General features: G+C 61.4%; 21 protein-coding genes. 10 read left to right on the plus strand and 11 right to left on the minus strand.

What is annotated here, in order from left to right; genetic code table 11:
- Positions 1-153 precede the first annotated feature (153 nt).
- Positions 154-1,635, plus strand: coding sequence for a methyl-accepting chemotaxis protein (locus tag ACEN83_RS22420; RefSeq protein ID WP_495578470.1), 1,482 nt, complete (start codon positions 154-156; stop codon positions 1,633-1,635).
- Positions 1,636-1,853: 218 nt separating this feature from the next.
- The gene (locus tag ACEN83_RS22425) at positions 1,854-2,219 is read left to right on the plus strand and encodes an Mpo1-like protein (protein ID WP_007973582.1); all 366 of its coding nucleotides are present in this window, start codon (positions 1,854-1,856) and stop codon (positions 2,217-2,219) included.
- Position 2,220: 1 nt separating this feature from the next.
- On the opposite strand, the gene ACEN83_RS22430 is transcribed toward ACEN83_RS22425, so the two are convergent.
- Entirely contained in the window at positions 2,221-3,018 is a 798-nt protein-coding gene (locus ACEN83_RS22430) for an acyl-CoA thioesterase (protein ID WP_495578471.1), read from the minus strand.
- A 417-nt stretch (positions 3,019-3,435) separates the two neighbouring features.
- Between ACEN83_RS22430 and ACEN83_RS22435 the strand changes: the two genes are divergently transcribed.
- Positions 3,436-4,353: an IS110 family transposase gene (locus ACEN83_RS22435; RefSeq protein ID WP_495578386.1), complete on the plus strand. Its 918-nt coding sequence runs from the start codon at positions 3,436-3,438 to the stop codon at positions 4,351-4,353.
- 49 nt (positions 4,354-4,402) lie between these two features.
- Here ACEN83_RS22435 and ACEN83_RS22440 read toward each other — a convergent pair whose 3' ends face one another.
- Together ACEN83_RS22440 and ACEN83_RS22445 are read right to left on the minus strand one after the other, a co-directional pair.
- Complete coding sequence (locus tag ACEN83_RS22440; RefSeq protein WP_495578472.1) at positions 4,403-5,161, minus strand: CHAD domain-containing protein; 759 nt, start codon at positions 5,159-5,161, stop codon at positions 4,403-4,405.
- A 127-nt stretch (positions 5,162-5,288) separates the two neighbouring features.
- Positions 5,289-5,567, minus strand: coding sequence for a hypothetical protein (locus tag ACEN83_RS22445; protein WP_007973587.1), 279 nt, complete (start codon positions 5,565-5,567; stop codon positions 5,289-5,291).
- Between the two features lie 221 nt (positions 5,568-5,788).
- Here ACEN83_RS22445 and ACEN83_RS22450 point away from each other — a divergent pair, with 221 nt between their 5' ends.
- Complete coding sequence (locus ACEN83_RS22450; RefSeq protein WP_116580055.1) at positions 5,789-6,826, plus strand: patatin-like phospholipase family protein; 1,038 nt, start codon at positions 5,789-5,791, stop codon at positions 6,824-6,826.
- Positions 6,827-6,969: 143 nt separating this feature from the next.
- Here ACEN83_RS22450 and ACEN83_RS22455 read toward each other — a convergent pair whose 3' ends face one another.
- The 6 genes from ACEN83_RS22455 to kdpF all read right to left on the minus strand — a co-directional run bounded on the left by ACEN83_RS22455 (position 6,970) and on the right by kdpF (position 15,032).
- Positions 6,970-7,659 carry a response regulator gene (locus tag ACEN83_RS22455; RefSeq protein WP_495578473.1) on the minus strand — a complete coding sequence of 230 codons (690 nt, stop codon included), beginning with the start codon at positions 7,657-7,659 and terminating at the stop codon, positions 6,970-6,972.
- 48 nt (positions 7,660-7,707) lie between these two features.
- The gene (locus ACEN83_RS22460; RefSeq protein WP_495578474.1) at positions 7,708-10,359 is read right to left on the minus strand and encodes a DUF4118 domain-containing protein; all 2,652 of its coding nucleotides are present in this window, start codon (positions 10,357-10,359) and stop codon (positions 7,708-7,710) included.
- A 123-nt stretch (positions 10,360-10,482) separates the two neighbouring features.
- Positions 10,483-11,028 (minus strand): potassium-transporting ATPase subunit KdpC, encoded by a 546-nt coding sequence (kdpC, locus tag ACEN83_RS22465; protein ID WP_495578475.1) that lies wholly within the window; start codon positions 11,026-11,028, stop codon positions 10,483-10,485.
- Between the two features lie 142 nt (positions 11,029-11,170).
- Positions 11,171-13,228, minus strand: a complete 2,058-nt coding sequence (gene kdpB / locus ACEN83_RS22470; protein ID WP_495578476.1) for a potassium-transporting ATPase subunit KdpB — start codon at positions 13,226-13,228, stop codon at positions 11,171-11,173.
- An 11-nt stretch (positions 13,229-13,239) separates the two neighbouring features.
- A complete protein-coding gene (gene kdpA, locus ACEN83_RS22475) occupies positions 13,240-14,934 on the minus strand; it encodes a potassium-transporting ATPase subunit KdpA (protein WP_495578477.1) in 1,695 nt (564 codons plus the stop codon).
- Positions 14,935-14,942: 8 nt separating this feature from the next.
- Positions 14,943-15,032: a K(+)-transporting ATPase subunit F gene (gene kdpF / locus ACEN83_RS22480; protein ID WP_495578478.1), complete on the minus strand. Its 90-nt coding sequence runs from the start codon at positions 15,030-15,032 to the stop codon at positions 14,943-14,945.
- 343 nt (positions 15,033-15,375) lie between these two features.
- Between kdpF and rfbB the strand changes: the two genes are divergently transcribed.
- The 6 genes from rfbB (at position 15,376) to ACEN83_RS22510 (ending at position 20,905) form a co-directional block, all read left to right on the plus strand.
- Entirely contained in the window at positions 15,376-16,458 is a 1,083-nt protein-coding gene (gene rfbB / locus ACEN83_RS22485) for a dTDP-glucose 4,6-dehydratase (protein ID WP_495578479.1), read from the plus strand.
- Positions 16,455-17,330, plus strand: a complete 876-nt coding sequence (gene rfbA, locus ACEN83_RS22490) for a glucose-1-phosphate thymidylyltransferase RfbA (protein ID WP_495578480.1) — start codon at positions 16,455-16,457, stop codon at positions 17,328-17,330. Before rfbB ends, rfbA begins: the two co-directional genes overlap by 4 nt.
- 46 nt (positions 17,331-17,376) lie before the next feature.
- Positions 17,377-18,246, plus strand: a complete 870-nt coding sequence (gene rfbD, locus ACEN83_RS22495; RefSeq protein ID WP_495578481.1) for a dTDP-4-dehydrorhamnose reductase — start codon at positions 17,377-17,379, stop codon at positions 18,244-18,246.
- A gap of 260 nt (positions 18,247-18,506) precedes the next feature.
- Entirely contained in the window at positions 18,507-19,871 is a 1,365-nt protein-coding gene (gene eat / locus ACEN83_RS22500) for an ethanolamine permease (RefSeq protein WP_495578482.1), read from the plus strand.
- A gap of 141 nt (positions 19,872-20,012) precedes the next feature.
- Positions 20,013-20,180 carry a DUF2897 family protein gene (locus tag ACEN83_RS22505; RefSeq protein ID WP_079246726.1) on the plus strand — a complete coding sequence of 56 codons (168 nt, stop codon included), beginning with the start codon at positions 20,013-20,015 and terminating at the stop codon, positions 20,178-20,180.
- A 167-nt stretch (positions 20,181-20,347) separates the two neighbouring features.
- A complete protein-coding gene (locus ACEN83_RS22510) occupies positions 20,348-20,905 on the plus strand; it encodes a TetR/AcrR family transcriptional regulator (protein ID WP_495578483.1) in 558 nt (185 codons plus the stop codon).
- On the opposite strand, the gene fabF is transcribed toward ACEN83_RS22510, so the two are convergent.
- Both fabF and ACEN83_RS22520 read right to left on the minus strand, forming a co-directional pair.
- The gene (fabF, locus tag ACEN83_RS22515; protein ID WP_495578484.1) at positions 20,902-22,176 is read right to left on the minus strand and encodes a beta-ketoacyl-ACP synthase II; all 1,275 of its coding nucleotides are present in this window, start codon (positions 22,174-22,176) and stop codon (positions 20,902-20,904) included. The genes ACEN83_RS22510 and fabF overlap by 4 nt on opposite strands.
- Before the next feature lie 31 nt (positions 22,177-22,207).
- Entirely contained in the window at positions 22,208-23,002 is a 795-nt protein-coding gene (locus tag ACEN83_RS22520; RefSeq protein WP_218479669.1) for an SDR family NAD(P)-dependent oxidoreductase, read from the minus strand.
- Positions 23,003-23,152 lie beyond the last annotated feature (150 nt).

Raw genomic sequence — 23,152 nt, forward strand, 5'->3', positions numbered from 1 at the left:
CACATTCGGTACGGATGTGACTGACAAACCGCAATCGCGAGCAAGCTCGCTCCCACAGGTTTGAAATTGATCTGCATCAAGAACCAGCCACCTGCATAGCGGCACAATAATGGCACCTTGCCAAAACTGCTTCCGCTATCAGAGAAGACCTCCATGGGTGCCTGGCTTAGCAATATCTCGCTGAAATACAAATTCTGGGCGGTCAACGCCGTCGCGTTCGTCACCACCCTGTTGTTGGTGCTGTACGCGGTGCAGCTTGAACAGCAGGCTCGCAGTCAAGCGGCCCAGGCTTCGGCCCAGGCCCAGGCGCGATTGCTCGAAGCCTGGCCCGTCGGGCAACCGCTGCCCCACGCCGACAACCTGCTGGTGTTCAGCCGCGAGCAAGCCCCCACGCTCAATGAGCGCCCCGTGCAAGAACTGGCCGACGCCAATGGCTGGGTCGAGATCAACCCGATGCCATTGTTCGGTGACAACCCGTTGATGGGTGCCGAAGTGTTCGCGCACGCCGACGGGCAGCGGGTCGCCGTGATCGCCCATGGTCCAAGCCTGAGCCAGGTGTTCAGCGAGCGCTTCGCCCACTACGCGGTGGCGGTGTTCATCCTGATGCTGGCCATGCTCGGCGCATCGCAGTTGTTGATCCGTTTCCTGCTCAGCCAGCTCAACACCTTGAAAGACGTCATGTTGCACGTGGAGAAAACCGGCGACCTGTCGACCCGCGTGCCATTGGCTTGCAGCGACGAAGTCGGGCAGATGGCCAACGCCTTCAACGCCATGCAGGCCGGTTATCAACGGGTGGTCAACACCGTCGCCAGCACCGCCCGGCAACTGGACACCGGCGCTGCACGGCTGGCGGCGAGCATGAATGAAGTGCGCCACGGCATGCTCGGTCAGCAAAGCGAAACTGACCAGGCCGCCACGGCGATCAACGAAATGACCGCCACGGTCTATCACATCGCCCAGCACGCGGGTGCCACCCGTGACCTTTCGCAATCGGCCGATACCCTGGCCGGTAGCGGGCAGGAAGTGGTGACGCGGGTGCAGCGCTCGATTGCCGGGCTGTCCACCGGCGTGCAGCAAACCGCCGAGATGATTCAACGCCTGGCCGAGGACAGCCAGAAGATCAACGGCGTGGTCAACGTGATTCACAGCATCGCCGAACAGACCAACCTGCTGGCGCTCAACGCCGCCATCGAAGCGGCCCGGGCCGGCGAGATGGGGCGCGGCTTTGCGGTAGTCGCCGATGAAGTACGTAACCTTGCCAAACGCGTGCAAACCTCCACGGATGAAATCACGATCATGGTGTCGGCGTTGCAGGCCGGGACGCGGGACGCCGTGGATTTCATGCAAGAGAGCTCGTTCAAGGCCGATGACTGCGTACGACAAGCGCAAGAAGCCGGCGCGGCACTGGCCGAAATCACTGGCGCAGTGGCACAGATGCGTGAAAGCAACACACAGATCGCCGTGGCGGCCGAGCAACAGAGCCAGGTGGCGGAAGAGATGAACCGGGCGGTGGTGAGCATCCGTGACGTGACTGAAAACACGGTGCAGCAGACGGTGTCTTCGGCGACGACCAGCAATGAACTGGCGACGCTGGCCGGAGAGTTGAGCAAGGCGATAGGTCAGCTCAAACTTTAAGGGCCTCTTCGCGAGCAAGTCGGACCGCCGCACCGCCACTCCCACAGTTGAAATGCATTCCCCTGTGGGAGCGGGCTTGCTCGCGAAGGCATCAGAACTGGCACCCTCTTTTCCAGTCATGGCTCCTATCAAGCCAATAGCCAGCCTTGATTCGCCGCCGGCATTGACCGGGCCTATTCTTCATTACATGTGTTCAACATGGATCGAGGATCAGCATCATGGGCAAACGTCACCCCAACCTTCCCGCCTGGCAATGGCGAGCGTACCCGAACAATCATCAGCACCCGACCAATCTGGTGTTGCACCTGATCGCGGTGCCGCTGTTCATCGTGGCATTTCTGCTGATCGTATCCGGGGTCTTCAGCCTGAGCCTGGCCAACATCGCCATTGGCGTGATCGGCGTGATTGCGGCGCTGGCCCTGCAACGCCACGGCCACAGCATGGAGACGCAAGCCGCCGAGCCGTTCAGTGACCGCAAGGATGCAATTTCGCGCCTGTTGGTCGAGCAGTTTCTGACCTTTCCGCGGTTCTTCCTCAGCGGTGGCTGGTGGCGCGCCTGGCGTGAGCGCCACCGCCGTCACTGAATCAGGCGAACACCGTCACCGTCTGCCGGCTCATGGCGATCAACCGGCCATCGGCGCTCCACATTTTCGCGGCGGCATGCCCGTAACCATCCGCGGCGTACTCGGTCTCGACGAGGTATTTGCACCAGTCCAGGGTGGTCAACTCCAGCAGCGGTTGCACGAACTCGATGGTCCAGGTCAGCGTGCTGCCCATCGCCGGCTTCTTCAAAAACGGCATCAGGGCCGGCGGCCAGGAGTCCACCAGTGCGAGGATATGCGCCTCGCTGATGGCCTCTTCCTTGACATCGCCGCGCAAGCGCACCCAACCACCCATTTGCCGCGATGTGCTACCGCTGAACGGTAGCCCGCCAACACTCCAGCGCATCGCCAGGTGCCGCATGAACTCCGGGATGACGCCTTCGACAAAAGGCAATTCCTGGCACTCTTCCCAGTGCTTCATTTCAGGTGCCGGTTCAGCGGCCACGGCCACTTCCGAAGGGCGTGAAGCGCCGAAACTCCCCTGGATCAACGTCACCACCTGGCCCTTCTGCATCACCCGACCCAACACCTGGCTGACCGCCTTGCCTTCGCGCAATACGTCGACTTCAAAGCTGACTGGAACCTCAGGCTCAACCGGGCCGACAAAGGTAATCGCCAATGAGCGCACCGGGCGATCCGCCGGCACCCGGGCACGCATGGCTTCGTACTGCAAAGCCGCCACCACGCCACCGAAACTGGCGCGCCCCTGGCCCCAGGAGGCCGGAATGGACATCTCCAGCGGCTGGCTACGGACAGCGTCAAGCAGTTCGGAAAAACGCATGAAAACCTCAGGGATCGGAAAAAGATGAAGGGATCTTAACCAGCCAGCGATGGCTATACAGCACCCATTCCGGCCAAATTGACTGACAGATGAGCCGTGCAGGTTTCATGTCGAACATAAAACCCTGTGGGAGCGGGCTTGCTCGCGAAGAGGCCCTCAGCCCTGACATTGATGGTGACTGACAAACCGTCTTCGCGAGCAAGCCCGCTTGTGTCTAGATCCAGGAATAGACTTCGAGGTGAGAGGGGTGGATGGCAAGCTGTGAGTCCGCGGTGCTAAAAGCACGTGTGGGAGCCAAGCTGCCATCCACCTTTCCACTCTGGCCCATAAGCCCGAACAGTTGGACGAGCGCCACTCGAATCACAAGCGTGGGCAAAGCCAGAGCACTCTCACTCCTGAGTGTAAGAGGGTTTTGCCATGATTTCCTGGGTCGGCATCGATATCTCCAAATCAAACCTGGTTGTATGGGTTCAACCTCAGGGTGAAGGTTTTGACCTTCCCAATACGTCAGAAGGCTTTGTTGAGCTGATTGAGCGCCTGAGCCGGTACGAGGTTGGCCGGGTTCTGCTGGAGGCCACCGGTGGTTACGAGAGCAAGGTCATGGCGGCACTGCAGGGCGCCGACTTCAACGTGCTCAGAATCAATCCCCGCCGGGCCAGAGCCTTCGCCGTGGCGATGGGCAAGAATGCCAAGACCGACCCCATCGACGCGGCCGTGCTGGCGGACTTCGCTGAAGTGCTGCATGCATCCCGCGACAAGATCATTTCGCCGGAACGTGAAGCGCTGCGCGAGCTGATCCAGTTGCGCGAGCAGTTTGTTCAGCAACGAGACGACAACAAGCGCCGGCTTCAGCAAGTCCAGCTACCCGTTGTTATCGAGGCGATCAAAGGTCTTGTTCACTACCTGCAAGTGCAGATCAAGCAGCTCGATAAAACCATCCATCAGAGCATGCATGAACTGGATGCCGAAAAAGCCGAGCGACTCATTTCCGTTAAAGGTATCGGTACGGTGGCCACAGCCAGCTTGCTGGTTTACCTGCCTGAATTGGGAGAGCTTGATCGTCGTGAAGTGGCGGCCTTGGCGGGAATTGCGCCGTACAACGACGACAGCGGCAATCACAGCGGAAAACGTCAAATCTATGGAGGCAGAGCCCGTGTCAGACGTGCGCTTTACATGTCTTGCTGGGTCGTGATCCGTCATCAGCCAGACTTCAAGGCACGTTATGACGCTCTTCGGGAGCGAGGCAAGAGCGCGAAAGTCGCGCTCATCGCCTGCATGCGGGTCTTACTGATTAGGCTGAATGCCATGTTGCGGGACGGCACCGAATGGCGGTGACGAGTGGCAGGGGGAAGACAGTTGCTCCCACATTTGTTCGGTGGTGTTCTCAGGATTTAAAACAATCGCGACTGAGTTTTTCCAGCACCCGGTCTGCACACTGTTCAGCCTCGGCCATAGTGGCTTTCCACACTGCAACACAGGGCTGCAAATCCGCCTCCTGCTCAGCCATGGCCAGCCATTGCACGCAATCGTGCCAGTCACCCAGCGCGCCCTGGGCCGATTTCAATCGGGGCATGGCCGCTTTCGGCAAACGGTCCAGCTCGGGGTAAGCGTCGATGCCATAGCGTACGCGCTTGATCAGCAGGCGTAGCCGATGACGGTCGTGGGCCGGGTCGTGCAGTGCTTCGTCGAGTTTTTTCCACTGTTTGCCCAGGCGTTTTTCGATGCGCTTGCGCAGGCCCTTGAGCAATCCCTGGCGCTGGGCAGCGCGCAGAAATCGCGGGAACGCATCGAGGACGATCAGCAACCGGGCGAGCTCGGGACTGGCCGCCACGGCCGGATAGGCTTCGGCCATTTGCGCCATGCGCCACTGTGCAGCTTGGGGTTGACCGTGCTGAAGCAGGTACGCCGCCAGCACTTCGCGATCACGCAATGGGGTGGTCAGATCGCCCACCCGCGAGGCGGCCGCTTCCAGTTGTTCGACACCGGGTAAACCTTGCAAGGGTCGCAACAGGCTGCGTAACCGACGCATGGTGGTGCGCAGATCGTGTAAAGCTTCAGGGTCAGTACGCTCTTTCAAGCGGGCCTGACAGGCCAGCAGACGAACTTCCAGGCCCAGGACATGAGCCACCAGCCGATCGATCATGGGGGTTACTCCGTAGACAACGCCCTACATCTGTAGGAGCTGGCTTGCCAGCGATGGCGACATCAGGTCGCATAATGTTCAACGGCCTATCGCCGGCAAGCCGGCTCCTACAGGACTAGCAGAGTTTTCAACGCCCCGCGCGCGACTCACGAATATAGAAGCGGGCCTTCTCGGCTTTCCTGGTGCAGCCTTCGAACCCTTCGAATTGCTGCTGGGTCTTGGCCGCGGTCAACAGCGACAGGGCCTTGGAGTAGCTGACGGTCCCGGCGAAACCTTCGGCTTTAGCCAGGTCCAGTTCATGCCATGCCGCATCCAGGTTACTTCCGCAACTGTCGCGATAGGCGGTTTTGCCGGCACAACCGGCGAGCGCCAGGGCAATCAATGGCACGCAGATCCAGGCTTTCATCACTTACTCCTCAAAAATAGGTCAACAGTCATGCAGGTAAGACGGTGTGGCAGCTGAAAAGTGCCGTTGGTCCGCAGTGCGAACTATAGCGCTGACGCGAACAACCCTGTGCCGCCATGGAGTGTCGAAAATACGACGCTCTTGTCCCCTCGAACGACCATGACGATTGAAGCATGCCCCTCGATGGGTGCATTGTTGAAGCATTCAAACGAGGGCGATTCATGAAAAAGCGTGTCGCACTGGTATTGGGCTCGGGTGGAGCCCGAGGTTACGCACATATTGGGGTCATTGAAGAGATCGAACGGCGCGGCTATGACATTGCCTGTATCGCCGGTTGCTCCATGGGCGCAGTGGTGGGCGGGATCTATGCCGCCGGCAAACTCAACGATTACCGCGACTGGATCGAGAGCCTGGATTATCTCGACGTGTTGCGCCTGGTGGACGTCAGTTTTCGTCTGGGAGCGATTCGTGGCGAGAAGGTGTTCGGGCAGATTCGCAAGATCGTCGGCGAGATCAACATCGAAGACTTGCGCATCCCCTATACCGCCGTTGCCGCCGACCTGACCAACCAGCAGGAAATCTGGTTCCAGGAAGGTTGCCTGCACCAGGCGATGCGCGCCTCGGCAGCGATTCCCAGCCTGTTCACCCCGGTGATGCAGGGCAACCGCATGCTGGTCGATGGTGGCATTCTCAACCCGCTGCCGATCGTGCCGGTAGTGTCGAGCCATTGCGACCTGATCATCGCGGTCAACCTCAACTCCACCAACCAGCGCCACTACCAATTGCCGGTGATCCAGCGCCCCGCCGCGTTCAAGACCCGCTTCGACAACCTGATCAGCTCTGTCGGCTCGAAGTTGCCGTTCCGGCGTAAACAGGCGGAACAATTGTTGATCCTGGAGCAGGAAGCGTTGAAAGCCGAAGGGGCGGATTTCAACCCGTGGATCGAATCCGCCGAACCCGAAGCCCAGCAACCCGCGGCGGCCCCGGAAGCCAGTGGCGCGCCCCGCTCCGCCACCGGTTCGTTCATCATCGATAACGTCGGACCGGCGTCCTTGCTCGACTTGATCAACCAGAGTTTCGAGGTGATGCAGACGTCGCTGGCGCAGTACAAGATTGCCGGATATCCGCCGGACATCCTGATCAACGTGCCCAAGCGCGTGTGCCGGTTTTTCGAGTTCTACAAGGCGCCTGAGCTGATCGCGCTGGGACGGGAGATTGCGCGGGATACGCTGGATCGGTATGAGAATGAGCAGAATTGAAAGTCTGAAAGTTCTCGATTGAATGTAATGCCCTCTTCGCGAGCAAGCCCGCTCCCACAGTGAATCTTTGGTGAACACAAAATCCCATGTGGGAGCGGGCTTGCTCGCGAAAGCGTCAGATCAGTCACCACAAAATTTCAAAACTACTCACTCAACAACCGATACCCCACCCCCGCCTCGGTCACGATGAATCTTGGCTGGGTCGGGTCATCCGCCAGTTTCTGGCGCAAGTGCCCGACCACGATGCGCAGATAGTGAGTGTCTTCGGTGTGCGTCGGCCCCCAGATGTCCTTGAGCAATTGCTGCTGGGTGATCACCCGCCCGGGATGCCGCGCCAGTTGCGCCAGCACAGCGTATTCCTTGCGAGTCAACGCGACTTCGATACCGTCGAGCAGCACCCGGCGATACGCCAGGTCGACCGTCAATGGACCGAAGCTCAGCGCCGCTGGCTGGGCTTCGCCCACAGGCGCCTGGCGCAGCAACGCACGAATCCGCGCCAGGAATTCCTGGATGCCGAACGGCTTGGTCACGTAGTCGTTGGCGCCGCCATCCAGGGCCTCGACTTTCTGCCCTTCACCGGCGCGCACGGAGAGCACCAGCACCGGAACCGTCGACCACTCGCGAAAATCGCGCAATACCTGTTGGCCGTCCATGTCCGGCAAGCCGAGGTCGAGCACCAGCAAGTCCGGTTTGTTCAATGCAGCCTGGGCCAAGCCTTCACTGCCCGTGCCGGCCTCCAGCACTTTGTAGCCCTGGGAAGCGAGGCTGATACGCAGGAATTTGCGGATCTGCGGTTCGTCGTCGATGATCAGGATGGTCGCGGTCTGGCTCATGAGTTCACATCAACACAAAGAAGTGGCAAGAGAGTAGCGCAAGCACGATCAGGCTTCACTCTCGTATCCCGGCTGAGCCTGTAGCGGCAGGTGCAACGTGATGCAGGTGCCGCGCCCCTCGATGCCGTCGGCGACGCTGATGCGCCCGCCATGGGCACCAACCATGCCCTGACAGATCGCCAGCCCCAGCCCGGTGCCCTGCCCGCCACGATCCCCCCGCGCCGCGGTGTAGAACATGTCGAAAATCTTCGCCCGATCTTCCTCCGGAATCCCCGGGCCCTCATCGCTGACCGAAAAGAACAGCTCACCGTCGTCGGCCCCGGCGCGCAATTGCAAACGCCCGTGGGGCGGCGAAAAGCGCGCGGCGTTTTCCAGCACGTTGACCAATGCCTGTTCGATCAGCGCGGCGTGCACATACAGCAGCGGCAACTCGGCCGGCACGTCGGTGCTGACTTGCAGCGGCGCAAGGACTGCGCGCAGGCGATTGAGCGCACTGCCGACGATATCGGCCGGTGACACCCAGTCCCGCGCCAGCTTCAGGGCTCCGTGGCCGAGGCGGGTCATGTCGAGCAGATTCTGGATATAACGATCAAGGCGCTCGGCTTCATCGCGGGTGCCTTCGAGCAGTTCACGCCGGTCCTCCAGCGGGATCGCTTCTCCCAGGGCCAGCAGGCTATCGATACTGCCGCGCATGGACGTCAAGGGAGTGCGTAAATCGTGGGACACCGAAGCCAGCAAGGCACTGCGCAACTGCTCGGTTTCACCGTGCAGCCGCGCCGCTTCCAGATCATCGGCCAGTTGCGCCCGGGCCAGTGCCTGGGCCAGCGGCTGGCTCAGCGCGGTCAACAATCGGCGGCGCTGGCCGCTCAGGCTCTGGCCCTCCTTGGCGCATACGCCAAGCAACGCGAGCGGGCCGTCCTCGACCGATAACGGCCACCACCACCAGCGGCCAAACGGCAAGGTGCCGGTGCCCGCACCTGCCGGTTGATCGTGCTGCCAGGCCCAATCGGCGGCGGCGCGCTCAGCTTCGGTAAATTCCAGCGGGCCACCGGTTTCGACTTTCCAGCCGCTCTGCCCGTCGCGGTTGAGCAGACACAGTTGCACGTCGCTCCAACCGTTGAGGTGCTGGGCGGCCGCACTGACCACGGCCTGGCGGTCGGTGGCGGCCGTCAGTTTGCGTGACAGGTCGAGCAGTTCAGTGGTCTCTTCCTGGGTATCGCGCAGTGCCTGCAATTGCCTGCGCTGGCGCGCCGCGAGGTTGCCGGTGAGGGCTGCCATCAACAGGAAAAACAGCAAGGTCAGCACGTCTTCTTCGCGCTGGATGCTGAAAGAGAAATTCGGTGGAATGAACAGGAAGTCATAGGTCAGGAACGACAGCGCCGCACAGGCCAGCGCCGGCCCGAGACTGCTGCGCACCGCCACCAGCAGCACGGCGGCGAGGAACACCAGTGAAATATTGGGCAGTGGCAGGACACTCGCCACGGCCCAGGCCAGGGCGCTGGCCAGCACCGTCGCGACCAGGGCCAACGCGTAGTCGAACCAGACCAGTGCCCCCATCGACCGTTGATGGGGTTGATGCTGTTCGTGATCGCTATCGAGAACGTTGATTTCCAGTCCGCGCGCATTGCGCAGCAGCCGCGCCGCCAACCCGCCACCGAACAGGCGTCGGCGCAATCTCGGTCGGGACTGGCCGACCAGCACCAGGCTGGCACGACGCTCGGCGGCATGCTGGATCAGGGTTTTCGCCACTTCACCGGCGCGCAGCAACACCACTTCACCGCCCAGGCGTTCGGCCAGTTGCTGGGCGCTCTGCAGGCGCAGGCGGGACTGCTCGTCACGCACTCGCCCGTTGTCCACGTGCACCAGGCTCCAGGGCAGGTGCCGCCGTTGGGCCACGCGACTGGCATGCCGTACCAGACGCTCGGCCTGGGCATCGCCGTCCACCCCTACCAGCAAACGCCCGCGCACCGCTGGCGCCGCTTGTCCGAGTTGGCGATAGCCCAGGGCCAGATCGTTATCGACCTGAGCCGCCGCGGTTTGCATCGCCAGTTCGCGCAGGGCGGTCAGGTTGGTCTGGGAAAAAAACGCGTCGATGGCCGCTCGCGCCTGCTCCGGCACATAGACCTTGCCATCGCGCAGGCGCTCGAGCAGTTCCCGTGGCGGCAAGTCGATCAGCAACAGTTCGTAGGCTTCTTGCAGCACCCAGTCCGGCAGGGTTTCACGGACCTGCACGCCGGTGATGCCACGCACCTGATCGTTGAGGCTTTCCAGGTGCTGGACGTTGACTGTCGTGTAGACATCGATGCCGGCGGCGAGCAGTTCCTGAATGTCCTGCCAGCGTTTTTCGTGACGGCTGCCGGGTGCGTTGGTGTGCGCCAGTTCGTCGACCAGCACCAGCTTCGGTTTGGCGACAAGCAATCCGTCCAGGTCCATTTCTTCGAGCAACACACCACGGTATTCCGAGCGTACCAACGGCTGCTGCGGCAAGCCGCTGAGCAGTACTTCGGTTTCGGCGCGGCCGTGGGTTTCGACGACGCCGGCAATGACCTTCACGCCTTGGCGCAGCTGGGTGTGGGCCGCCTGGAGCATAGCGTAGGTCTTGCCGACTCCGGGGGCGGCGCCGAGAAATACCTTGAGCCGGCCACGGCCATCGTGGGGCAGGTCTGCTAACAGCGCGTCGGCGCGGCCGGAGTTGCTCATCTGTAATTGCCTTGTTTGACTTTGAATTGGGGGGTGTTGCCTTTAAAGATCGCAGCCTTCGGCAGCTCCTACAGGGGTTGGCGTGGAACCTGTAGGAGCTGCCGAAGCCTGCGATCTTTTGATCTACAGCTTTTCCAGTGCCAGATTCAACTCAAGCACATTCACCACTGGCGGGCCTACCAATGGCTGCTCGATGTGCGCGTCCAGCAGCTGTTGCAGTGACGCGACCGGCAGGTTGCGCGCCGCGGCGACACGCGCCAGTTGATAGGCAATCGCCGCCGGTGGCAAGTGCGGATCGAGACCGCTGCCGGAGGTAGTGACCAGCGCCAACGGCACCGGCCCCTGGCCGGGCACCAGCAGCTTGGCGGCATCGTCGATCACCCGTGTGGCCAGGGCCGGGTTGCTCGGCGACAGGTTGCTGGCACTGCTCGATACGGTGGCAAAGGCACCGGCCGAAGGACGCGGGTGGAACCAGGCGTCGCCGACGAAATCCTGGGCGATCAGCGAGGAACCGCGGACCTTGCCTTCGGCATCGCGCACCAGGCTGCCGTTGGCCTGGTCCGGGAACGCGACCTGGGCGACGCCTGTGACCACCAGTGGATAGGCGACGCCGGTGATCAGCGTCATCAGGACCAGCAGGCTCAGGGCCGGGCGTATCAATGTGGACATTTCAAGATCCTCGAATTCGTAATTCAATCAATTGGACCGTGTCGCATTCTTCGCGAGCAGGCTCGCTCCCACAGGGCGAAAGCATTTCAAATGTGGGAGCGAGCCTGCTCGCGAAGGCGGTGCATCTGGCACCCCGCGCAGGTCAAACCAGATGCAACGCCGTCAAGAGCATGTCGATCGCCTTGATGCCCACGAACGGCACCAGGATCCCGCCCAGGCCATAGATCAGCAGATTGCGTCGCAACAGCGCCGCCGCACTCGCCGCCTGCACGCGCACGCCGCGCAATGCCAGGGGAATCAGCACCACAATGATCAACGCGTTGAAAACGATCGCCGACAGAATCGCGCTCTGCGGACTGCTCAGGTGCATCACGTTGAGCACACCCAGTTGCGGGTAGATCGCGGCGAACAGCGCCGGCAGGATCGCGAAGTACTTGGCCACGTCGTTGGCGATGGAAAAGGTCGTCAGCGCACCGCGGGTAACCAGCAATTCCTTGCCGATCTGCACCACGTCCAGCAACTTGGTCGGGTCGCTGTCGAGGTCGACCATGTTGGCCGCTTCACGTGCCGCTTGCGTGCCGTCGTTCATTGCCATGCCGACGTCCGCCTGGGCCAGTGCCGGGGCATCGTTGGCGCCGTCGCCGCACATGGCGACCAGGCGACCGTCGTTTTGCTCGTGACGAATGCGCGCCAGTTTTTTCTCCGGCGTGGCTTCCGCCAGCACATCGTCCACACCGGCCTCAGCGGCGATGGCGGCTGCAGTCAACGGGTTGTCGCCAGTGACCATGACCGTGCGAATGCCCAGCTTGCGCAACTCGGCAAAACGCTCGCGGATACCGGGCTTGACCACGTCCTTGAGGTGGATCGCGCCGAGCAACTTGCCGTCGGCGCAGACCAGCAAGGGGGTGCCGCCACTTTGCGCGATCTTGTCGATTTCGCGGGACAATGCCGGTGCCAGGTCAGCACGTTTCAGGCCGACGAAGGCCAGCAATGAATCCACCGCCCCCTTGCGGTACACACGCCCTTGATAGTCGACACCGGACAAGCGGGTTTCGGCACTGAATGGCACGGCTGTCAGCACGTCGGCGGACGGCTCCGGTTGCGGGTGAGTGCCACGCAGGTACTCGACGATCGACTTGCCTTCAGCGGTGTCGTCGGCCAGCGACGCCAGCAACGCGCCTTCGGCCAATTCCCTGGCTGTCACGCCTGGCGCGGCATACACCGCCGAGCAGCGACGGTTACCGAAGGTGATGGTGCCGGTCTTGTCCAGCAGCAGGACGTGCACGTCCCCCGCCGCTTCCACCGCACGCCCGGACTTGGCAATCACGTTCAGCCGCACCAGACGATCCATGCCGGCGATACCGATGGCCGACAGCAAACCTCCGATGGTGGTCGGAATCAAGGTGACCAACAGCGCCACCAGAAACACCAGCGGCAGGCTGCCATTGGCGAAGTGGGCGAACGGTTGCAGGGTGACGACCACCAGCAGGAAGATCAGGGTCAGACCGATCAGCAGGATGTCGAGCGCCACTTCGTTCGGGGTTTTCTGGCGTTTGGCGCCCTCGACCAGGGCGATCATGCGGTCCAGGGTCGACTCGCCAGGGTTGGCGGTGATCTTTACCAGCAGCCAGTCGGACACCAGCCGTGTGTTGCCGGTGACGGCCGAGCGGTCGCCGCCGGACTCACGAATCACCGGTGCCGACTCACCGGTAATCGCCGCTTCGTTGACCGCTGCGATGCCTTCGAGCACTTCGCCGTCACCGGGAATCATCTCCCCGGCTTCGACACGCACCACATCGCCCTTGCGCAGACTGGTGGCCGGCACGACCTGAAAGGTGCCAATGCTGGTTTTGCGCCGGGCGCTCAAGCCTTCGCTACCGGCCTTGAGGCTGTCGGCGCGAGCCTTGCCACGACCTTCGGCCAAGGCTTCGGCGAAGTTGGCGAACAACACGGTGAACCACAGCCACACGGCAATTTGCGCGGCGACGAAGGTCGGTACGGCCGTATCGGGAATGAAGCACAGCACAGTGGTCAGGATCGCGGTCAGTTCGACCACCAGCATCACCGGCGCACGTTGCAATTGCCGTGGGTCGAGCTTGACGAAGGCTTGCACCAGCGCCGGGCGCCACAGGGCCGAGATCGCGGTTTTCGGTTGTTCCGGCGCCTTGACGGCGACGGTTTTGGATACGGGCATATTCATCTTCAACTTCCTCAGAAGGCCATGCTCAGATGTTCAGCAATCGGGCCCAGCGCCAAGGTCGGCAGGAATGTCAGGCCGCCCACCAGCAAAATGGTCACGGTCAGCAAGGTCACGAACAGCGGGCCGTGGGTCGGGAAGCTGTTCTGGCCGATCGGTGCGGTTTTCTTCATCGCCAGGCTGCCGGCCAGGGCCAGAACCGGGAGGATGTAACCGAAGCGACCGATCAACATGCCCAGGCCCAGCATCAGGTTGTGAAACGGCGTGTTGGCACCGAAACCACCGAACGCCGAACCGTTGTTGGCACTGGCCGAGGTGTAGGCGTAGAGCAACTGACTGAAACCGTGGGCGCCGGGATTGCTCACCGAGGCCACCGGGCCTGGCAGGCTGGCGGCAATCGCGCCGAGCACCAATACGCCAATCGGCATGACCATCAGGGTCAGCACCAGCAATTGCACCTCCCTGGCTTGCAGCTTCTTGCCGAGGTACTCCGGCGTACGACCGATCATCAGGCCGGCGAGGAACACCGCGATCAGCACGTTGAGCAACATGCCGTAGAGCCCGGCACCGACGCCGCCGAAGATCACCTCGCCGACCATCATGTTGACCAGCGCGACCATCCCGCTCAGCGGGTTGAGGCTGTCGTGCATGCCGTTGACCGAACCGTTGGACGCGGCCGTGGTGGTCACCGACCAGAGCACCGTGGCGGTAGTGCCGAAACGCGCTTCCTTGCCTTCCAGCGGCGCAGTCTGCTCGACGGCGACGTTGTTCAGGATCGGGTTCGGCTGGTATTCAGCCCACAGCGAGGTCGCGCCGCCGATCAGGAACAGCGCCAGCATGCAGGCAATGATTGCGCGACTCTGACGCAGGTCCTTTACGTAGTGGCCGAAGGTAAATACCAGTGCCACCGGGATCAGGATGATCGAGGCCACTTCGAACAGGTTGCTCCAGGCCGTCGGGTTCTCGAACGGATGCGCCGAGTTGACGCCGAAGAAGCCGCCACCGTTGGTGCCCAATTGCTTGATCGCAATCTGGCTGGCAGCCGGGCCCAGTGGAATGACCTGGTCGACGCCTTGCACCGTCACCGCATTCACGTACTGCGCGAAGGTTTGCGGCACGCCCTGCCAGACCAGGTACAGCGCCAGCAACAGGCACAACGGCAGCAGGCCGTAGAGAGTGGCGCGGGTCATGTCGACCCAGAAGTTGCCCAGCGATGCAGTGGATTTGCGCCCGATGCCGCGGCACAGCGCAACCAGTACGGCCAGGCCGGTGGCGGCGCTGACGAAGTTCTGCACGGTGAGGCCGGCCATCTGGCTCAGGTAGCTCAGGGACGCCTCGCCGCTGTAAGCCTGCCAGTTGGTGTTGGTCATGAAACTGACGGCGGTGTTGAACGCCAGCGTCCACTCCTGGCCCGGCAGGTTTTGCGGGTTCAGCGGCAAATGGTCCTGGAACAACAGGATCGCGAACAGCAGCAGGAAACCCGCAAGGTTGAAGGCGAGCAAGGCCAGCGCGTACTTCTGCCAGCTCTGTTCGGCGTGCGGATCGACGCCGGCCAGGCGATAGCAACCGCGTTCGACGGGGCCCAGGACCGGCGAAAGCCAGGTGCGCTGCCCCTCCATTACCTTGTAGTAGAAGCGCCCGAGAAACGGCGCCGGGACCAATACCAGGGCGAAAAACCCGAGGATCAGCCAATAGTCATAACTGTGCATAGCCGCTCCTAGTTCCGGTCCGCGCGCAACAGCGCAACCAACAGATAAGTGAACAGCCCCACTGCCAACAGCAGTGACACCCCGTCCAGAACGCTCATGGAAGTTCTCCGTGTTACGGCGTATTGCCGCGTGTGGAGTCATTGTCGGAAAAGAGGCTGTAAAGGAACGAGACCGAGGGTGCGGGCCGGGCATAAAGAATGCGTAAAGAGTGTGTTTACGCTGGGGTTACGGGGTGCGCGATGGCGTTCCGGTACGCAAAAAACCGCGAGGGTCGTACCTGGAACTCCAAATTGTGCGCAAGAGTAGTGAGTGACGGCAGCAACTCATGGATAATCGAACCTGATCGGCGCGACGCAACCAAATGGGTCAAGAGCTCTTGCACCTCCCCGCTCGCGCCTGCAAGCTACCGCCATTCGCATTACTGAAAAAGGCTGGCCCAACGTGCGTATCCTCATTACCGGCGGAGCCGGCTTCATCGGCTCGGCCCTTGTTCGCGAGCTGATCCAACACACCGGGCATGAAGTGCTCAACCTGGACAAACTGACGTATGCCGGCAATCTCGAATCGCTGACCAGCATCGCCAACGACACGCGCTACGAGTTCGTTCAGGCCGATATTGTCGACCAGGCCACCGTCAGTGCTGTGCTGGCCCGCTTCCAGCCTCACGCGATCATGCACCTGGCAGCGGAGTCCCACGTCGATCGTTCCATCGACGGGCCATCGGAATTCATCCAGACCAACATCGTCGGCACCTACAGCCTGCTCGAAGCTGCCCGTGCCTATTGGCAAGCCCTCCCGGAGCCCGAGAAAAGCGCATTCCGCTTTCATCACATCTCCACTGACGAGGTTTACGGCGACCTGCACGGTGTCGACGACCTGTTTACGGAAACGACGCCCTACGCACCCAGCTCACCCTACTCCGCCAGCAAGGCTGCGTCCGACCATCTGGTCCGCGCCTGGCAGCGAACCTATGGCTTGCCGGTGCTGCTGACCAATTGCTCGAACAATTACGGGCCTTTCCACTTCCCCGAGAAACTGATTCCGCTGGTCATCCTCAATGCCCTGGCCGGCAAGCCGCTGCCGGTGTATGGCAATGGCCTGCAAGTGCGCGACTGGCTGTTCGTCGAAGATCACGCCCGGGCATTGCTCAAGGTGGTGACCACCGGCACCGTCGGCGAGACCTACAACATCGGCGGGCACAACGAACAAAAGAACATCGACGTGGTGCGCGGCATCTGCGCCCTGCTCGAAGAACTGGCACCGCACAAGCCTGAGGGCGTTGCGCATTACGCCGACCTGATCACGTTCGTCCAGGACCGCCCTGGTCATGACTTACGTTACGCAATCGACGCCAGCAAGATTGAACGCGAACTGGGCTGGGTGCCCGAAGAGACCTTCGAAACCGGCCTGCGCAAAACCGTTCAATGGTACCTGGACAACCTGGAGTGGTGCCGCCGTGTCCAGGACGGCAGCTATCAAGGTGAACGCCTTGGCGCCATCAATCCCAAGGAGCTGCTCGCATGATGAAAGGCATCGTTTTGGCGGGTGGCTCGGGCACGCGCCTGCACCCGATTACGCTCGGCGTGTCGAAGCAGCTGTTGCCGGTCTACGACAAGCCCATGATCTACTATCCGATCTCGGTGCTGATGCTGGCCGGCATCAAGGACATCCTGCTGATCTCCACCCCGCAGGATCTGCCGCAATATCGCAATCTACTGGGTGACGGCAGCCAGTTCGGGGTGAACTTCAGCTTTGCCGAACAGCCCTCGCCGGACGGTCTGGCCCAGGCTTTCCTGATTGGCGAGGAGTTCATCGGCGATGACCCTGTGTGCCTGATCCTGGGCGATAACATCTTCCACGGTCAGCACTTTGGCGAACAGTTGCAGAACGCGGCACAACGCTGCTCCGGCGCCACCGTGTTCGGTTACTGGGTCAAGGACCCCGAGCGCTTCGGCGTCATCGACTTCGACAGCGAAGGCCGTGCGCTTTCGATCGAGGAAAAACCGAAAAAACCGAAATCCAGCTATGCCGTTACCGGCCTGTATTTCTACGACAACGACGTGATCGAGATCGCCAAGGCGGTCAAACCTTCGCCTCGCGGCGAGCTGGAAATCACCGATGTCAACAACGCCTATCTGCAACGCGGCGACCTGCAGGTCGAGCGTTTTGGTCGGGGTTTCGCCTGGCTCGACACCGGCACCCATGACAGCTTGCTCGAAGCCTCTCAATACGTGCAGACCATCGAACACCGCCAAGGCCTCAAAGTCGCCTGTCTCGAAGAAATAGCCTATGAAAACGGCTGGATCGACCGCGAACAGCTGCTGGAACGCGCCCGGTACTTTGGCAAGACCGGTTATGGCCAGTACTTGGCTAAACTGGCAGGGGAAGAGCCATGAACCTGTGTGAGCCCGATTTGCCTCGTGAGGAGGCTGGGCTGCAGCCATGAAAGTACTCATCAATGGCCGCAACGGCCAAGTCTCACATGAGCTGCAACGGCGGCTGGGGGCTGTCGGCGAACTGATCGTATTGGGTCGCGATCAGCTCGATCTCGCGCAACCCGATCAGATTCGCCGCCAGGTGCAAATCCTCAGGCCCGACCTGATCATCAACGCGGCAGCCCATACAGCGGTCGACCAGGCAGAAAGCGAGCCGCAAGCAGCCTTTGCCATCAACGCGATCGCACCCGGCATCCTCGCCGAAGAGGCGCTGGCCCTGGACATCCCGTTGATACATTACTCCACGGACTATGTTTTCGACGGGTTGAAAGCCGGCCCCTACAGCGAGGACGACACGCCCAATCCGCTCGGGGTATACGGCAAGAGCAAGCTGGCCGGTGAACAGGCCATCAAGGAGGTGCAAGGCAAACACCTGATCCTGCGTACCAGTTGGGTCTATTCAACCCATGGCCGCAACTTTCTGCTGACGATGCAGCGCTTGCTGCAAGAGAAACCGGAGTTGCGTGTAGTCGCCGATCAAATCGGAGCCCCTACCTGGGCCGGCACAATCGCCAACAGCACCCTTGCCCTGATTGAACACTGGCAGGCGAACGAAGTGGCCAACTGGGGCACTTATCACCTGAGCGCACAAGGTGAGACTTCCTGGTTCGGCTTCGCCCAGGCAATCGGTGAAGCATTGCGACAGCAGGGCAAACCCTGCGCCGCCCTGTTACCGATCCCGTCCAGCGACTACCCGACGCCTGCCGCCCGGCCGCTCAACTCGCGCCTGGACTGCAGTCGCTTGCAACGGGATTGGGGCGTCAGCCAACCTGACTGGCAGACGGCGCTGCGCGAGTGCCTTACCGAACAAACCTGAACATCAACGGCAGCCCGCACCTGCCTTGAAACACAACGTATCCGCATCGCAGCGGCGTCGTGTAGCAGACAGGCGGGCTTGCTCGCGAAAGCGGCATTTGCAGCAACGACGCCCCCGACTGACGCACAAAATCCGCACAATCAGACGCGAACATCTCCGATACGACGCCTTTTTGCCCATTACGACGCACCCTGGCGAAATGGCACGCCCACTGCACCGGCTTCCCCCCGAGCGTTCCAAACCACTCAGGGAGCAAGCGCATGAACACACAACTCAAACCTACACTGGGCACGTTGCATCTGTGGGGTATCGCGGTCGGGCTGGTGATTTCCGGGGAATATTTCGGCTGGAGTTATGGCTGGGGCGTGGCCGGGACCTTGGGCTTTCTGGTGACCTCGTTCATGGTCGCCACCATGTACACCTGCTTCATCTTCAGTTTCACCGAGCTGACCACCGCCATTCCTCACGCTGGCGGTCCCTTTGCCTACAGTCGTCGCGCCTTTGGGGAAAAAGGCGGATTGATCGCCGGCCTGGCGACACTGATCGAATTCGTCTTCGCCCCGCCGGCGATTGCCCTGGCCATCGGCGCCTATCTCAATGTCCAGTTTCCAGCCCTGGACCCGAAACACGCGGCAGTCGGTGCCTACATCCTGTTCATGGGTCTCAACATCCTCGGCGTGAAACTGGCGGCGACCTTCGAACTGGTGGTCTGCGTGTTGGCGGTCGCTGAACTGCTGGTGTTCATGGGCGTGGTCGCGCCGGCGTTCAGCTTCAGCAACTTCGCCCTCAATGGCTGGGCCGGCAGCGACGTGTTCGGCGCTCCGGCGATCGCCGGAATGTTCGCGGCGATCCCCTTTGCCATCTGGTTCTTCCTGGCCATCGAAGGCGCCGCCATGGCCGCAGAAGAAGCCAAGGACCCGAAACGCACCATTCCCAAGGCCTACATCAGCGGTATCTTGACCCTGGTGCTGCTGGCGATGGGCGTGATGTTCTTCGCCGGTGGCGTCGGCGACTGGCGCACCCTGTCGAACATCAACGACCCGCTGCCCCAGGCGATGAAAACCGTGGTCGGCGAAAGCTCGGGCTGGCTGCACATGCTGGTGTGGATCGGCCTGTTTGGCCTGGTGGCGAGCTTCCACGGCATCATCCTTGGCTATTCGCGCCAGTTCTTCGCCCTCGCCCGCGCCGGCTACCTGCCGGCGTCCCTGGCCAGATTGTCGCGCTTCCAGACGCCGCACCGGGCGATCATCGCCGGCGGCGCAATCGGCATCGCGGCGATCTACAGCGACGGTTTGATCAACCTCGGCGGCATGACGCTGACGGCGGCGATGATCACCATGGCGGTGTTCGGCGCCATCGTCATGTACATCATGAGCATGCTCAGCCTGTTCAAACTGCGCAAAACCGAACCAAACCTGGAGCGCACCTTCCGCGCCCCGTGCTACCCGCTGGTGCCGTTCATTGCGCTGATGCTGGCGGTGGTGTGCCTGGTGGCGATGGCCTGGTTCAACACCTTGATCGGCCTGATCTTCCTGGGCTTCATGGCCGCAGGTTTCGTGTACTTCACGCTCACCGCGCAATTGCGCGCCGACGCACCGGCGGACGCGATGCTGACCGGACATTGAAAGCGTTCAAGTGAACCTTGGATAACAGGCATAGAATGGGGGTGATAGCGATGGAACTGCGACGAAACCCCGTCACTCAAAGTGCTATACGCGATTGGTTGACGAACCCTCGTCGACCCGCCTGCTTTCAAGGAGAGTCCTATGCCCTGGTATGCCTGGTTGATTCTGGTCGTTGCCATCGGCTCGATCGTTGGTGGTCTGATGATGCTGCGCGACACCGCCAACAAGGTCGAACTGACCGAAGAGCAACGTAAGCGCGTCGCCGAACGCAATGCGGAAATGGACGCCAAGGAAGCGCAGGACCGCTGAATGAAAACCCCGCCTTGAACGGCGGGGTTTGTTTTTGCGTGGCTTGCCCTGCAATCATGCCGCTTTGTACCCATATCGAAGCATCTGCATGCTTTTTAGACGTAGAAGTACAGTCACCATGCAATTTTCATTGGTTAATATGGGCCGCATTGATGCGGAGATATCAGATGCGTTACTCGCAGGACCATAAAGCCCAGACCCACCAACGCATAATCAAGGAAGCTTCAGCACGATTTCGACGCGACGGTATCGGCGCGACCGGGCTGCAACCCCTGATGAAAGCACTGGGCCTGACTCACGGTGGCTTTTACTCGCACTTCAAGTCCAAAGACGAACTGGTGGAAAAAGCCTTGCAAGAGGCTGGTGCACAAGTCGACGAGTTGTGCGCGCAAATCTTCGCCGAGGAGCATCCACTCGAAGCCTTCATCGACACTTACCTTTCCGAATGGCATCAAACCTCACCCCACGAAGGCTGCCCGCTGTTGACCATTTCTTCGGAACTGGGGCTGCGTGGCCAACCGAGCCCGACCAGCGACGTCGTGCTCCAGGCGCGACTCGATCAGATTCGGCACACCCTTGACGGAGAGCGCACCGCCGAGCGCAGCATCGTCATCATGTCTACGCTGGTCGGCGCCTTGCTGTTATCGCGCAGCGTGGCCGACGCCGGGTTTGCCCAACAGATTCTCGACGCCGCACGCGAACACCTCAAACACCCGCAGGATTAATCCTGCCAACGCTTGAACAATACACTGGCATTGACCCCGCCAAATCCGAAGCCGTTGGACAACGCATATTCGATGACCATCGGCCGTGCGCTGCCATGAACAATGTCCACGCCTTCAGTGGCAGGGTCCGGGTTCTCGAAATTGAGGGTCGCCGGCACGACCTGGTCACGGATCGCCAGCAGCGTAAAGATCGCTTCGAGCCCACCCGCAGCACCGAGCAAATGCCCGGTCGCCGACTTGGTTGATGTCACGGCAATGCCATTTTGCGCCCCGAACAATGCCTTGATCGCCGCCAGCTCACCCAGATCCCCCACCGGAGTCGAGGTCGCATGAGCATTCAGATGCTGCACCTGAGCCGGTGAAACACCGGCCTGTGCCAATGCCAACGACATCGCTCGCCGCGCACCGCTGCCGTCCTCGGGACCGGCAGTCAGGTGATAGGCATCGGCGCTGGTGCCGTAGCCGACCAGCTCCGCCAGGGGCTGGGCGCCCCGGGCCAGCGCATGGTCCAGAGACTCGATGACCAGCAGCCCGGCCCCTTCACCCATGACAAAGCCATCGCGACCACTGTCGAAAGGTCGTGAAGCGCGCTCAGGCGTGTCGTTGTAAGCACTGGACAAGGCGCGAGCAGCCGCGAACCCGGCAAGACTGACCCGATCGATCGCCGCTTCCGCACCGCCGCACACCGCGATATCCGCCTCACCCGCACGAATCATTCGCGCCGCGTCGCCAATGGCCTGAACCCCGGCAGCGCATGCGGTGACCGGCGCGCCCAATGGCCCCTTGAAGCCATGCTGGATCGACACATGACCGGCCGCGAGGTTGACCAGAAATGAAGGAATAGTGAATGGCGACAAACGCCTCGGACCACGGCTATCGGTGGTACGCACCGCATCGGCAATCGCGCCGAAACCACCCACACCTGAACCGATGATGGTGGCCGTGCGCTCCTGGGCATTGGCATCCAGCGCTTGCCAGCCGGCTTGCTCCAGTGCCTGACGCGCGGCTTCCATGGCGAACAGAATGAAGCGGTCCATCTTCTTCTGTTCCTTGGGTGGGGTAGCCCGGTCCGGATCGAAACCCGCCTGGGGATCATCAGCCAGCGTCGGCACCGCACCGCCGACCGTGGCCGGCAGATCGGCAACCACCGCATCCGGCAGATTGCGCAGCCCGGAACGCCCGGCCAGCAGCCGCTCCCAGACCACTTCGACACCGCTCCCCAGCGGCGACACCAGGCCCATGCCTGTTACAACCACACGACGATCACTCATACCGCTCACACCTCGATCTGTTTGATGTCACTTACCGATAACGGGCAGCAGCCTTGCTTTTCGACAGGTTAGGCGCCATCACAAGACGCGCCGCCACGAACGCATTCCAATCCGCCGCATCGGGCAATGAAGGAATAGTGATCAATTCACCCTGATCCAGACCCGACAATGCAGCATCGACCATCTCACCCGCCTCCATCACCATGTCCGCAGGAATTTGTGACGCATCGATGCCGGAGCGCTCCCAGATCTCGGTTCGGGTCACACCGGGCAGCACCGCCTGGATCTTCACCCCGGTGCCGTCCAGTTCGGCGTTCAACGATTGAGTCAGGCTCAATACATAGGCCTTGCTGGCGCTGTAGGTCGCATTGAAACGCTCGGGAAACAAGGCCACCACCGACGCAATATTGATGATTGTGCCGCGTCCGGCCTTGGTAAAACCGGCTGCGGCCGCCGCGGCCAATCGCGTGACAGCGGTGATGTTCAACTGAATCATTCGCTCCAGTTGGTCGAGATCGGCATTGGCCAAAAGCCCATCCGCCGCCACACCGGCGTTATTGAGCAACAGACTGATACTCGAATCGCTGCGTAACCGTTGTTCGAGCTGCAGCACGTCTGCTTTTTGAGTCAGGTCCGCCTTCAGAACTTCAACCTTGATCCCATGCTCCGAGCGCAGTTTGCTCGCGGCCGCTTCCAGCCGCTGCTCGTCGCGAGCCACCAGCAACAAATCAAAACCACGGGCCGCCAACCGCTCGGCGTAAACCGCCCCGATACCTGAGGAAGCACCGGTGACAAGGGCCGTACCTTGGGACTGAACTGAATTCATGACAGTGCTCCTGAAAGATGCTGAGGGACGCCTGACACCAACGCACACTGGCGCAAGCCGTATTCATTATAGACATAATTTAAAGGCAATATGATAGTCGTAATTTTACTTCTCGAAAAACGCTCGGCTCTCGTCGGTGACCCTGCCAGA

It is taken from the genome of Pseudomonas sp. Pseusp49 (genome assembly GCF_059491875.1).